Origin of the sequence: Caballeronia sp. INML1 (genome assembly GCF_023631085.1) — a bacterium.
Taxonomy (GTDB): Bacteria; Pseudomonadota; Gammaproteobacteria; order Burkholderiales; family Burkholderiaceae; genus Caballeronia; species Caballeronia turbans.
The window spans coordinates 54,318-66,749 of record NZ_JALQDT010000055.1; the positions used below are offsets into that span (position 1 = coordinate 54,318).

The window sequence follows — 12,432 nt, forward strand, 5'->3', positions numbered from 1 at the left end:
GACTCAGCCTGCGGACCGGGCGTTGTGCTCGGAAAGGAATTTGATGAGGCCGTCGACGCCGCCCTTTTGCAACTGGCCGGCGAATTGTTGCTGGTAGACCTGGATGAGCCACGCGCCCATCATGTCGATGTCGTAGATTTTCCAGCCCTGCGGCGTCTTCTCCAGACGATAGCGCACGGGGTTGTCGCCGCCCGTGGAAATGACGTGCGATTCGACCACTGTGTCTTTCGTGTTGGCATCGATGTTGGGCGCATCGAACTTGAACTTCACGTCCTGATCGCGCAATTGCGAGAGCGAGGCCGCATACGTGCGAACCAGAAGCGTTTGGAACTGGTCGTAAAGCTGCTTTTGCTGCTCGGGCGTGGCGCTCGCCCAGGCCTTGCCCACCGCGATGCGCGTGGTGCGCTGGAAGTCGGTAGCGGGCAGGAAGCGCGTTTCGACGAGCTGCGTGATCTTCGCCATGTCGCCGCCGCGCGCCTGCGGGTCGGCCTTCATCGCGTTGACAGTGCCTTCGACGGCGCTCTTCACGACGGCATCGGGACTCGTTTGTGCGAGTGCCTCGCCCGCGAAGGACAGCGAGGCTAGGAGGAAAGCGAAGCAAATAGACAGATAGCGTTTCATGGCACCCGTTCTCTAATCAGGTTTGGTGGCGCGGGTTGTGCGGCCTTCGGACATTGCAGCGGCGGCCAGCTGGCTGCGAGGTCAGTATATCGACACCGCCGCGCCGCAACAGTTCAAGCATGGAGTGTTGCGGTGCGCCCGGTATACTTGCGCGGCTTCCCACGTCGTTTCATGGAGTGATCCGGATCCCGGCGGTCGGCATCATGCAATTCGCGCGTTCGCACGCACAAAAGATAACAGGGCACACCAGGTAGCGTCTTCATGCTGACGTCCAACATTACTCGCTTCGTCACCCTCGCCATCCGCCGGCCGGCGTGGATTATCGCCGTTTCGCTGCTGCTCGGCGTGCTCTCCACGATTTATGTCGTCCATCACTTCAGAATCAGCACCGATGTCAGCCAGCTGATCGAGACGGAGCCCGAGTGGGCTGCGCGCAGCAAGGCGATCGACGCGGCGTTTCCGCAGCGCGGCGCGGCGCTGCTGATCGTCGTTCAGGCGCCGGCGCAGGAATTCGCCGATGCCGCCGCGAACGAGCTCGCCGCCGCGCTCGCGAAAGAGCCGGAGCGCTTCAGGTCGGTGTCGCAGCCCGAGGGCGGCGCGTTCTTCGAGCACAACGGCCTGCTCTATCTGCCGACGGACAAGGTCGAACAGGTCACGAAGCAGCTCGTAGAGGCGCGCCCGCTCATCAACACGCTCGCGCACGACCCGACGCTCACCGGCCTCGCGCAGACCCTCAACACGACGCTCAATCTGCCGCTGACGCTCGGACAGGTCAGCCTCGGCCAGATGGCGGGTCTGCTCGGCAGGAGCGCGGCCGTGCTCGACCGCGTGCTCGCGAATCAGCCCGCCGCATTCTCCTGGCGCGGCCTCGCGGATTCGCCAAACAGCGCGGCGCCCGGGCGTGCGTTCGTCACCGTGTTGCCGGAACTGAACTTCAATGCGCTGAAGGCGGCGGCGGGGACATCGGAAGAGATTCGCGCGAAGGCCGCCGAGCTCGGCATCGACAAAAAGTATGGGGCGACGCTGCATCTGACGGGCGCACAGCCGCTCGCCGACGAGGAATTCGCATCCGTGCAGGACGGCGCCGTGCTCAATGGCGCCCTGACCTTCCTCGTCGTGCTGATGATCCTCTGGGTCGCGCTGCGCTCGAAGCGCATGATCCTCGCGGTGTTCATCACGCTCTTCGTCGGGCTCGCGATCACCGCCGCGCTCGGCCTCATGATGGTCCACGCGCTCAACATGATCTCGGTCGCGTTCATGGTGCTGTTCGTCGGCCTGGGCGTGGACTTCGGCATCCAGTTCGGCGTGAAGTATCGCGAGGAGCGTTACCGGCACAAGCGGCTCGACGTCTCGCTCGCGGAAACCGCGCGCCATGTCGCCGTGCCGCTCACGCTCGCCGCCGCCGCGACCGCCGCGAGCTTCTTCTCGTTTCTGCCGACCGCGTATCGCGGCGTCTCGGAGCTGGGGCTGATCGCGGGCGTCGGCATGTTCGTGGCCTACGCGACCAACATGACGCTGTTGCCCGCGCTCATCAAAGTGTTCGCGCCGCCGGGCGAAGCGCAGTCACCGGGCTTTCCGGTGCTCGCGCCCGTCGACGAGTTCCTCGACCGGCATCGCAAGCCGGTGCTCATCGGCACGCTCGTGGTCGTCATCGGCGCGCTGCCGCTGCTCTTCGATCTGCGCTTCGACTTCAATCCGCTGCATCTGAAAGACCCGCATACCGAGTCGATGGCGACGCTCATCGCGCTCAAGGACTCGCCGGAAGGCGCGGTGAACGATGTCGCGGTGCTCGCGCCCTCGCTCGCCGACGCCGACGGCATCGCGGCGAAACTGCGGAAACTGCCGGAAGTCGGGAGCGCGACGACGCTCTCCTCGCTCATCCCGTCCGATCAGCCGAAGAAACTCGAGCTCATCAAGGCCGCCGCCGATCAACTGCTGCCCGCGCTCGATCAGCAGACGGCAGCGCCCGTGACGGACGCCGTGCGCGTCGCGGCGCTCAAACGCGTGTCGAACCAGCTTTCGCTCGCCGCCGACGAGCATCCCGGCCCCGGCGACAAGGAAGCGAAGCATCTTTCGGAGACGCTCGCAAAGCTGGCGCAAGCCGACGCCGCGACGCGCGACCGCGCCGAGCACGCGATGGCCGAGCCGCTGCGCCTCGCGCTCGCGCAGTTGCGCGCGCTCCTGACGCCTGCGGAAATCACGCGCGACACGCTGCCGCCGCAGATGGTCGCGTCGTTCGTGACGCCGCAGGGCGAAGCGCTCGTCGACATCGCGCCGAGGATCCCGCCCGGGGTCGATCCCAACGACGACGCGCTCCTCGCCCGCTTCGCCGACGCAGTGCAGAAGGCCGCGCCCGACGCGATCGGCGGGCCGATTTCCGTGCGCCATTCGGCGGAGACGATCATCAAGGCGTTCGAGCAGGCGGCGCTCTACTCGCTCATCGCGATCGCCGTGCTGCTGTGGATCGCGCTGCGCCGTTTTGGCGACGTTTTGAGAACTTTGGTACCGTTGCTCGTCTCCGCGATCGTCACGCTGGAACTGTGCGTCGTCTTCAGGATGCCGCTCAACTTCGCGAACATCATCGCGCTGCCGCTGATGCTGGGCGTCGGCGTGGCGTTCAAGATCTATTTCGTGATGGCGTGGCGTTCCGGGCAGACGCGGTTGCTTCAGTCCAGCCTCACGCATGCCGTTATGTTCAGTGCGGCCACGACGGCGACGGCGTTCGGAAGCCTGTGGTTCTCTCATCATCCGGGCACGTCCAGCATGGGGCGGCTGCTGGCGCTGTCGCTCTTTTGCACGCTCATCGGCGCGGTGGTCTTCCAGCCCGTCCTGATGGGCAAACCGCGCAAGGTGCGCGCGGCCGCCCGCGCGAAGCTCAGGGCGGCGCAACGACATGACAACCTAAGAGGAATTGAAGAATGAAGTGGGGATCGACGGCTGTGACCGCTCGTGCACTGCGCAGATTTGGGATGAGCCTGGCGATTGCGGGCGCGCTCGCAACAACGGGCTGCGCGACCGGCCCGGACCGCAATGCGAAAGACCCGCTCGAGCCAATGAACCGCAAGATCTTCACGTTCAACGACACGCTCGATACCTACGTCGCCAAGCCCGTCGCGCAGTTCTATGTCGATTACACGCCGAGCCCGTTCCGCACCGCGGTCAGCAATTTCTTCTCGAATCTGGGCGATTTCTCGAACTTCGCGAACAACCTGCTGCAGTTGAAGATCACCGATGCGACGCAGGATCTGATGCGCATCGCGATGAACTCGCTGTTCGGCATCGGCGGCCTGATCGATATCGCGTCGCCCGCCGGCTTGCCGAAGCACCATCAGGACTTCGGCCTGACGCTCGGGCACTACGGCATGCCGTCGGGGCCGTATCTGGTGCTGCCGCTGCTCGGCCCGAGCTCGTTTCGCGATTCGACGACCTGGCTCGTCGACTGGCGCGTGAATCCCGTCAGTTATGCCGATGCGGGCATCCGCTGGCCGCTCTATGGCGTGAACTTCGTGAGCGCGCGTGCGGACCTGATCGGCGCGACCGACCTGCTTTCGGCCGCCGCGCTCGACAAATACGCGTTTGTGCGCGACGCATACACGCAGCGGCGTCAATATTTGCTGACCGGCGGCGGCGCGAGCTCGCTGCCCGATTACGGCGATGAAGGCGCATCGGCGCCCGAAGGCGCGAGCGCGCCGGAGGGAGCCAGCGCGCCGGAAGGCTCAAGCGGCGGCGGCAGCAGGGAGCAAGGCTTGCCGACGTATGTCGATCCGGGCGCGGCGGCATCGCCTGCGGGTGGGGTCGGCGGAAAGTCGCCTGCGCCCGAGGAGAACGCGCCGAAGGCGCAGCCGTCGCCGAGCTCGAGCAAGGCTCAGGGATTGCCGCAGTATGACGATCCGGCGGCGCAGCCAGCGGGGAAGTAGGCAGGTCTCGAAGCCGGAAAGGAAACGGGCGCCCGAGCGCCCGTTTTGTCTTTAGTGTGCGGGTGCGCTATCAATGCGCGGCCTCTTCCGCCACTTCCTCCATCAGATCGTCGTCGGAAACTTTCGGCGCTTCCACCCCGCCCTGATCACGGCGATACGCCTCGAACAGTTCGTCGGCGTAGCGAATCTTCGTGCGGCCATGCGGCACGGGCTCGCCCTGCTCGTTGAGGTTCACGAACACCATCTTCTCGACGGTCAGAATGCTCTTGCGCGTGATCTTGTTGCGGACTTCCGCGCGCAGCGTGATCGACGTGCGGCCGAAATGCGTCGCGGTGATGCCCAGCTCGATGATGTCGCCCTGACGCGCCGAGCTCACAAAGTTGATTTCGGACATGAACTTGGTCACGACGCGCTGATTGCCCAGCTGCGAAATCGCGTAAATCGCGGCTTCTTCGTCGATCCAGCGCAGAAGGCTCCCGCCGAACAGGCTGCCGTTCGGATTCAGATCTTCGGGCTTGACCCACTTACGGGTGTGGAAATTCATTTGCGGTACCTCGCTTTCTTTACCGCGCGTCGAAGTGCAGAGAAGAGACGCGCGCTGGGTAAGGGTTTTCCCTGATTATAACGAAGTGAGGGTTAACCCGCAGAAAGCAAGGGGAGAACAAAATGATCAGCCAAACGCCAGAGCCCGCGCCGATCCCAGCGCATGCCGCGCCTGGACGAGCGTCGCGCGGGCCGCGCGAGCGTCGGACGCGAGCCGCAACAGCGCGCCCAGTTGCGCCGGATCGCGCAGCAATTCCCGCAGAATCGAACCGATGGCCGTCGTGCCGTCGTCGCGCAAACCGGCCGTCGCGGCAGGCGGCAATGTTCGCCAGGCCGGATCGACGACCGCCCGGCACACCGCGAACGGCAAGCCGCGCGCCGTCGCGATCGCCCCGGCAATATGCGATTCCATATCGACGGCCAGCGCGTCGGTCGACGAATGCAGCGAGCGCTTCTCCGCCTCGGTCTTGACGGGCGCGGTGACGCCCGCCATCCTGCCGCGCCGCACGACGCGCCCGACAGGCGTGCCCGCGAACGCATCGACGATGCGCGCCGACCACGCCGCATCGGTATGCAACTCGCCGAACGGACCGCACACGCTCTCGGCGACGATCAACTCGCCCGGCTCGATATCCGGCGCGAGTCCGCCCGCCGTGCCGAAGCTGATGATGCCCGAGCAGCCGCGCGCGATCGCATCGGACAACGCGCGCTCCAGCCAGTCGGCGCGCGCCGCGAACACCACATCGACGCCCCGCCCGCGCACGATCTTCGCCTCGAACGCCATGCCGGTCACGGCGACGACGGGCGCGTTCACATTGCCGCCGTCACGCGCGTGAGGCCGTCGCGTGTCAGGTTTCGATAGCGCGCGAGCGCCCACAGCGGGAAGAACTTGCGATAGCCGTGGTAGCGCAGGTAGAACACGCGCGGGAAGCCTGTCGCCGTGAAGCGCGTCTCGTCCCACAGGCCGTGCGCCTGCTGCGTCCTGAGCAAATAATCGACGCCTCGCGCGACCGCCGGATGCTCGACCAGACCCGCCGCCATCAGTCCGAGCAGCGCCCACGCCGTCTGCGACGCGGTGCTCGGCGCCTGTTCGTAACCGCGATAGTCGAGCTTGTAGCTCTCGCCGTCCTCGCCCCAGCCGCCGTCGCTGTTCTGGATGCCGACGAGCCAGTCCGCCGCGCGCTTCATGCGCGGGTCCGTCGGTGCGACGCCGGCGGCGTTCAGCGCGCACATCGCCGACCAGGTGCCGTAGATGTAATTCAGGCCCCAGCGGCCGTACCAGCTTCCATCGCGCTCCTGGCCTCGCACGATGTAGTCGAACGCGCGACGCGCGGGCTCGCTGTTGAGCGACGTCTCGCCGAGTTGCGCGAGCATCGAAAGGCAGCGCGCGGAGACATCGACCGTCGGCGGGTCGAGCAGCGCGCCGTGATCCGAGAACGGGATGTTGTTCAGGTAGTACTGCGTGTTTTCCGGCTCGAACGCGCCCCATCCGCCGTCGCTGCTCTGCATGCCGACGACCCACTCACGCGCGCGCGCGATCGACTCGCCGTACATCGCCGTGCCGTTCTCGCGATCGGCACGCTCCATCGCCATCGCGACGACGGCCGTGTCATCGACATCGGGATAATGCGGGTTCGCGAACTGGAATGCCCACCCGCCCGGCCGCACGTCAGGACGGCGGGAGATCCAGTCGCCGCGCACGTCGAGAATCTGCAGCGGCACGAGCCATTCGAGGCCGCGCGCCACCGCCGAGCGCGCCTTTGGCATGCCGGTTTCGAGCAGCGCATGCGCCGCGAGCGATGTATCCCACACCGGCGACAGGCACGGCTGGCAATACGCCTCGCCATCGTCGGCGTCGTCGACGATCAGGAGCTTGTCGAGCGACTTGCGCGCAATCGCGCGATTCGGATGTTCGGGCGGATAGCCGAGGACGTCGTACATCATCACCGAGTTGGCCATCGCCGGAAAAATCGCGCCAAGGCCGTCTTCGCCGTTCAGGCGCTCGTCGACGAAGCGCACCGCTTCATCGATCGCGCGTTCGCGGCCGGCTTTGGGCAGCAGCGGATCGGCGACGCGCAGGATCGAATCGACGACGCGGAAGAACGCGAACCAGCCGCGGCTCTGATGCCCCGAACGCGACGGCATGCCGGTATTGACCGGCGGATTCGTGAACACCTCGTCGATGCGCACGCCGCGCGGATTGCGCGCGCGCGGGCGCTTCGCGTTGAGCACGAGCATCGGCACGATCACCGTGCGCGCCCAGTACGACACCTTCGACAGATGGAACGGGAACCACATCGGCAGGCGCATGATTTCGACGGGCATCATCGGCACCGCGCGCCACGACACGACGCCGAAAAGCGCGAGCAGGATGCGCGTGAACACGTTCACCTTCTCGGCACCGCCCGCGGCGAGGATCGCGCGGCGGGCGCGCTGCATGTGTTCGGCGTCGGCCGAATCGCCGATCATCTTCAGCGCGAAATACGCCTTCACGGTCGCGGAGACGTCCATCGCGCCGTCGGTGAAGAGCGGCCAGCCGCCGTCCGCGCGTTGAATGCGGCGCAGATACCGGCCGATCTTCGCTTCGAGCTTCTCGTCGGCGGTCTCGCCGAGATAGTGGACGAGCAGCACGTATTCAGCCGGGATGGTTGCGTCCGCTTCGAGTTCGTAGAGCCAGTAGCCTTCCGGATGTTGCGCCGCGAGCAGCGCATCGGTGGCGCGGTGGACGGCAGCGTCGAGCGAGGCGCCCGAAACCTGCACGCCCACGGCCGACAGGGATAAATCGTTCATCAGCGTTCCATCGATGGGTTCAACAGCGCGTCCGCCGCCTTCTGGCCGGAGCGGATTGCGCCTTCGATCGTCGCGGGCAGGCCGGTCGCCGTCCAGTCGCCCGCGAGTGTGAAATTGTGCCAGCGCGTGCGCGTGGCGGCCCGCAGGCCTTCCTGCGACGGCACGGCGGCAAACGTCGCGTGCTCCTCGGCGACGACTTGCCACGGCGGCGTCGGCACCGCGGGCATGCGCACCGCCTTCGCCGTCTCCAGCCATACCGCCTGCGCGAGTTCTTCGTGCGGCGTCGCGAGCCATCGGCCGGCGCTTGCGAGCGTGACCGAGAGCCGGCCGTCGGCGGCGAAGATCCAGTCCGACATGCCGTTGACGACGCAGGTCAGCGGCTGAAAGCCCGTCGGCGCGTCCACAGCGAAGTGCACGGTCATGATCGCGCGCGATGCATCCGGCGCGGTCAGGTCCGGCACCAGCCGGCGCGCCGCGTCGGGCGGCACGGCGAGCACGACGCCATCGCCCGTGCCGAGCGTGACGGGCTCCGCCGCGCCTTCGAAAGCCAGCGAGCTTACACGCTCCTTCGAATCCGTGCCCGAAACCCCGATGCCCGCGACGCGCGAACCGAGCCGGATCTCCGCGCCGCCATACTGCAAAAGCCGCAACGCCGGCTCGACGAACGCATGCGACAGCCCGCTTCTCGCGATCAGCGGACGGCACGCCTGACCGCCCTGCGCGACCGTCTCGCGCAGCAAACCGGCCGCGAGCTCCGCGCTCGCTTCGGACGGATCGGCGTTGAGCATCGCACGCAGGAGCGGACGCACGAGAAGACTCCATACGCGATCCTTCCGGCGCACCGATTCCTCGATCGTGCGGCCCGGCTTAGCCCAGAAGAGCGGCAGGTACGGCAGGTAGTCGGCGGGCTGCGTGCCCGGCACACGCGTCTCGGCGTCGAAGATCCAGCGCGGCAAGCGCCCCGGCGACATGCGGACGGTCCAGGCGTCGCCGGTCGCGACATCGAAGAACGGATACTCGGGCTGCGTCGGACCGATCAGCGTGCCGGTTGCGCCGATCGCACGCAGATAGGCCATCGTCGATTGATTGCCTGATAGCAGCAGATGATTGCCGTTATCGAGCGTGACACCGAGCTTTGCATCGAAGAAGGAGCGGCAACGGCCGCCCGCGTGAGGCGCCGCCTCGTGCAGCACGACGCGCGCGCCGCGGCGCTGCGCCTCGACCGCGGCGGCGAGGCCGGCGACGCCCGCACCGACGACGAAGACACGCCGGGACATCAGATCAGGTTGCGCGCCACGATCCACAGCAGGCGCGCACGCGGCGTGCGCCCGCGCGTGCGTGGCAGGTCGAAGCCGCGTTTCAGGTTGGCGTCGAGCACGGTGCGATACGCCGCCGACATGATGCGCGGGGCGCGCACCTGGGCGCGCGGCGACGCCGCCATGATCGCATCGGACTGGGCGTAATGGCCTTTCGCGCGCTCGGCGAGCACGGCGCACACGCGCGGCAGGCGGGCATCGCCGACGATGCTCGCCGGATCGCTCGTAGAAATGCCTTCGCGCGCGAGCAGTTCGCGCGGCAGGTACACGCGGCCGATTTCCGCGTCTTCGTCGATGTCGCGCAGGATGTTGGTCAGTTGCAGCGCGCGGCCGAGATGGTGCGCGAGCCGCCGTCCGGCGTCCTCGTGCATCCCGAATATTCTCACCGACAGCCGCCCGACCGCGCTCGCCACCCGGTCGCAATAGAGGTCGAGCGTGGCTTCGTCGGGGGCGACGATATCGCCGGCGGCGTCCATCGCCATGCCGTCGATCACGGCCTGGAAGTCGTCGCGTGAAAGCTGGAAAGCCTGGATGTGGCGGGTGAGCGCTTCGAGCGATTTCTTCGGCTTGCCGGCGTAGCACGCGTCGATGTCCTCGCGCCACTGATCGAGCGCGAGCGCGCGCTCGCGGCGCGGCAGGGTGCCTTCGTCGGCGATATCGTCGACCGCCCGGCAGAACGCGTAGATCTGGTACATCGCGTCCCGCTGCTCGGCGGGAAGGATGCGCATCGCGAGATAAAACGAACTTCCCGACGACGCCTTGGCGGCGTCTGGAGCAGGATCGTCAGCGATGATATTGGAAACAGCCAAGACGAACTCCGCTGTGGCGCCCCCAAGGGCAAATTTGTAAGAGATCGGGCGCCGGTCCCGATGCCGCCGGTGCGCGCGGAACCACGTGGCGCTGAGCGGGACGACCGAGGAGGAAAGGCGGCGCGCGAGCCGGCTGTGACTGCGCCGGAAGCGGCAAAGAGTATATCAATACTTTGCCCGATTGCGCCGGAGCCGCGCGGGGCAAGGCCCGGCGTATCGAGCGGCGATTCAGGCGAAGCCCACTGCCCGATTCCGCCCCTCACGCTTGGCCGTATAAAGCGCCGCATCGGCCTCGTTGATGAGCGCCTCGTACGAGGACGTCACGCCGGTCCGCGCACGCGCCGCCCCGACGCTCGCCGTGACCGGCACGCGTGCGCCCTGCACGTCGATGGGCGTCTCGCCGATCTCGCGGCGCACCTTCTCCGCGACGATCATCGCGTCCTCGAAATTCGTGCACGGCAGAAGCAGCGCGAATTCCTCGCCGCCGAAGCGCCCGAACACGTCCTGCACGCGCACGCTCTTCGCGACGCGCTCGGCCATCACGCGCAAAACCGTGTCGCCGACGAGGTGGCCGAGGTCGTCGTTGATGCGCTTGAAGTGGTCGAGATCGAAGAGGAGCATCGACAGCTCGCCGCCGTAGCGCTGCCAGCGCGAGAATTCGTCGCGCAGGCGCAATTCGAAGTAGCGCCGGTTGGCGATGCCGGTCAAACCATCGCGGTCCGCGAATTCCTGCAGCTTCGCCACCGCTTCGTCGCGGGCGCGCTGCATCATGCTCGCGTGCGTCGCGTCGGAAATCGTCACGCAGACGGCGCGCACCTCGCGCTCGAGCATGAGCGGCATGAAGGTGCAGTCCTGCTGCATGAAATCGACGCCGCCGGTAATCGGCCGATCGTGGTCGAACTTGAAGAGATACGGCCGCTGCTCCCACGAGCTGAACGCGAAGCTGCCGAGCTGGAACACGCTCTCGACCTTGCGCGTGAACCAGACGCGCGGCAGTTCGGGGAAGCTCGCGAAGATGGATTTGCCGATCACCTGTTCGGCCGTCCTGCCGCTGTGGTCCTGCATGAACCGGTTCCACATCAGCACGTTCAGATCGCGATCGAGCACGAAAATGCCGAAACCCACGCGCTCGATCACGAGTTCGGAGAGCGCGTGGCGCAGTTCGTCCATGCTCACGATGGCGTCCCGTTCAGAGGCTCGACAGAAGCGCGTCGAGCGCTTCGTTCAGATGCGGGATGGCGTCTTCGGCCATCAGCATCACGAGATGCGCGCGGAAGCTGTGGTCCTCGAGCGCGAAATTCACTTCGAGCAGGAGTGCGGTCTTCCAGGCGAGCATCGCCGGCTGAAACACCTCGTCGAGCCCGATTTCCGAGCCGAGCATGCCAGGCGGCGAGAAGATGGGCGAGCGGCCGAGTCGGTCGAGGATGCACGACACGCACGCGCCCATCAGCACGGTCGCGACGTCGAAGACGAGTTCGGTGCGCGTCGTCGCCTCGTAGGTGGATTTCGTGTACGGATCGTCAACGAGCGCGCACAGCTGATCGACGCTGCCGCTCTTGCACAGCACGATCGCCTCGCCCTTGATGTCGGAACGAAAGCCCTGGCGCACGGCCGTCACGGTATCGGTGATGCCGGTCATCTCGGCGAGCGCCGCGGATGCCTCGGCCACGCTCACGACGCGCACGCGCGGCACCGACAGCTCGATGAATGTGCCGAGCAGCTTCGAGAGTCGGGTCGCGGCCTGGCCCATCGCCATGTTGGCGACTTCCTGCAGCGCGTCGCGCTGATCTTCGTTCAGGGCGGGTTCAACCATGGAGTCCGTACTCCTTCAAAACAGGACGCAGCGCTTCGGGCGTCACCGGCTTCGGCAGGAACGCGATCGCGCCGAGCGCGCGCACCCGCTCCTGGGCCATCGGCTGCACGTCGGCCGACACGACGATCACGAACGTGTTCAGGTCCTCGTGTTGCAAGGCGTCGAGCACCTGATAGCCCGTCATGTCGGGCATCGTGAGATCGAGGAACATCACCGAGGCGCGGCCGGCCCGGTAATGCTCGAGCGCCTCGCGCCCGTTGGTCGCATAGGAGATCTCGACGTCCCAGTCCGGGGGCAGCGCGCGCGTCAGCACCTTGCGCGCGAGCAGGGAATCATCGGCAATGACAATCGGCAACGGCATGGTCGGCAGGATCTTTTTGGGCTGTTTTCGGGCTGAGGGCGGCGGCGCGTCGGCAGACACGGCAGGCTCTCGTATTTGATTACGGCATCCGCGCGGCGATCTTTAAAGCGATCTTCACGGCAGAACCGGTACGAGCCCTCTCGCCCGGCGGGAATGCGGGCGCTGTCGGAGATGCAGCTCGGCGGCGATGAGCCAGGCGCGGCGCTTGTGGACGAAGGCGCGCCAACCCGCGGGCGAGCGCTGGGTGATCAGCGTGCGCACT

The 12,432-nt window shown here is 66.6% G+C and carries 11 protein-coding genes; 2 read left to right on the forward strand and 9 right to left on the reverse strand.

Annotated elements, in window-relative coordinates:
• Positions 1 to 3: 3 nt before the first annotated feature.
• On the reverse strand, positions 4 to 621 hold the full coding sequence (locus NCR38_RS20275; RefSeq protein WP_061119994.1) for a phospholipid-binding protein MlaC: 618 nt from the start codon (positions 619 to 621) through the stop codon (positions 4 to 6).
• 261 nt (positions 622 to 882) lie between these two features.
• On the opposite strand from NCR38_RS20275, the gene NCR38_RS20280 reads away from it, so the two are divergent.
• Both NCR38_RS20280 and NCR38_RS20285 read left to right on the forward strand, forming a co-directional pair.
• Positions 883 to 3,543 carry an MMPL family transporter gene (locus NCR38_RS20280; protein ID WP_061119995.1) on the forward strand — a complete coding sequence of 887 codons (2,661 nt, stop codon included), beginning with the start codon at positions 883 to 885 and terminating at the stop codon, positions 3,541 to 3,543.
• A gap of 47 nt (positions 3,544 to 3,590) precedes the next feature.
• The gene (locus tag NCR38_RS20285; RefSeq protein WP_061119996.1) at positions 3,591 to 4,538 is read left to right on the forward strand and encodes a VacJ family lipoprotein; all 948 of its coding nucleotides are present in this window, start codon (positions 3,591 to 3,593) and stop codon (positions 4,536 to 4,538) included.
• Positions 4,539 to 4,608: 70 nt separating this feature from the next.
• On the opposite strand, the gene NCR38_RS20290 is transcribed toward NCR38_RS20285, so the two are convergent.
• From NCR38_RS20290 to NCR38_RS20325, 8 genes are all read right to left on the reverse strand, one after another.
• Complete coding sequence (locus tag NCR38_RS20290) at positions 4,609 to 5,082, reverse strand: acyl-CoA thioesterase (protein ID WP_061119997.1); 474 nt, start codon at positions 5,080 to 5,082, stop codon at positions 4,609 to 4,611.
• Between the two features lie 126 nt (positions 5,083 to 5,208).
• On the reverse strand, positions 5,209 to 5,895 hold the full coding sequence (locus NCR38_RS20295; protein WP_409241435.1) for a phosphorylase: 687 nt from the start codon (positions 5,893 to 5,895) through the stop codon (positions 5,209 to 5,211).
• Positions 5,892 to 7,871 carry a squalene--hopene cyclase gene (shc, locus tag NCR38_RS20300; protein WP_061119998.1) on the reverse strand — a complete coding sequence of 660 codons (1,980 nt, stop codon included), beginning with the start codon at positions 7,869 to 7,871 and terminating at the stop codon, positions 5,892 to 5,894. Before shc ends, NCR38_RS20295 begins: the two co-directional genes overlap by 4 nt.
• Positions 7,871 to 9,148 (reverse strand): hydroxysqualene dehydroxylase HpnE, encoded by a 1,278-nt coding sequence (hpnE, locus tag NCR38_RS20305; protein ID WP_250477524.1) that lies wholly within the window; start codon positions 9,146 to 9,148, stop codon positions 7,871 to 7,873. The genes shc and hpnE overlap by 1 nt, the downstream gene beginning before the upstream one ends.
• Positions 9,148 to 9,996, reverse strand: a complete 849-nt coding sequence (gene hpnD, locus NCR38_RS20310) for a presqualene diphosphate synthase HpnD (RefSeq protein WP_250477525.1) — start codon at positions 9,994 to 9,996, stop codon at positions 9,148 to 9,150. The genes hpnE and hpnD overlap by 1 nt, the downstream gene beginning before the upstream one ends.
• Before the next feature lie 228 nt (positions 9,997 to 10,224).
• Positions 10,225 to 11,166 (reverse strand): GGDEF domain-containing protein, encoded by a 942-nt coding sequence (locus tag NCR38_RS20315; RefSeq protein WP_061120001.1) that lies wholly within the window; start codon positions 11,164 to 11,166, stop codon positions 10,225 to 10,227.
• 19 nt (positions 11,167 to 11,185) lie between these two features.
• Positions 11,186 to 11,809: a chemotaxis protein CheC gene (locus NCR38_RS20320; RefSeq protein ID WP_061120002.1), complete on the reverse strand. Its 624-nt coding sequence runs from the start codon at positions 11,807 to 11,809 to the stop codon at positions 11,186 to 11,188.
• Positions 11,802 to 12,170, reverse strand: a complete 369-nt coding sequence (locus NCR38_RS20325) for a response regulator (protein WP_014251608.1) — start codon at positions 12,168 to 12,170, stop codon at positions 11,802 to 11,804. The genes NCR38_RS20320 and NCR38_RS20325 overlap by 8 nt, the downstream gene beginning before the upstream one ends.
• Between the last annotated feature and the right edge of the window lie 262 nt (positions 12,171 to 12,432).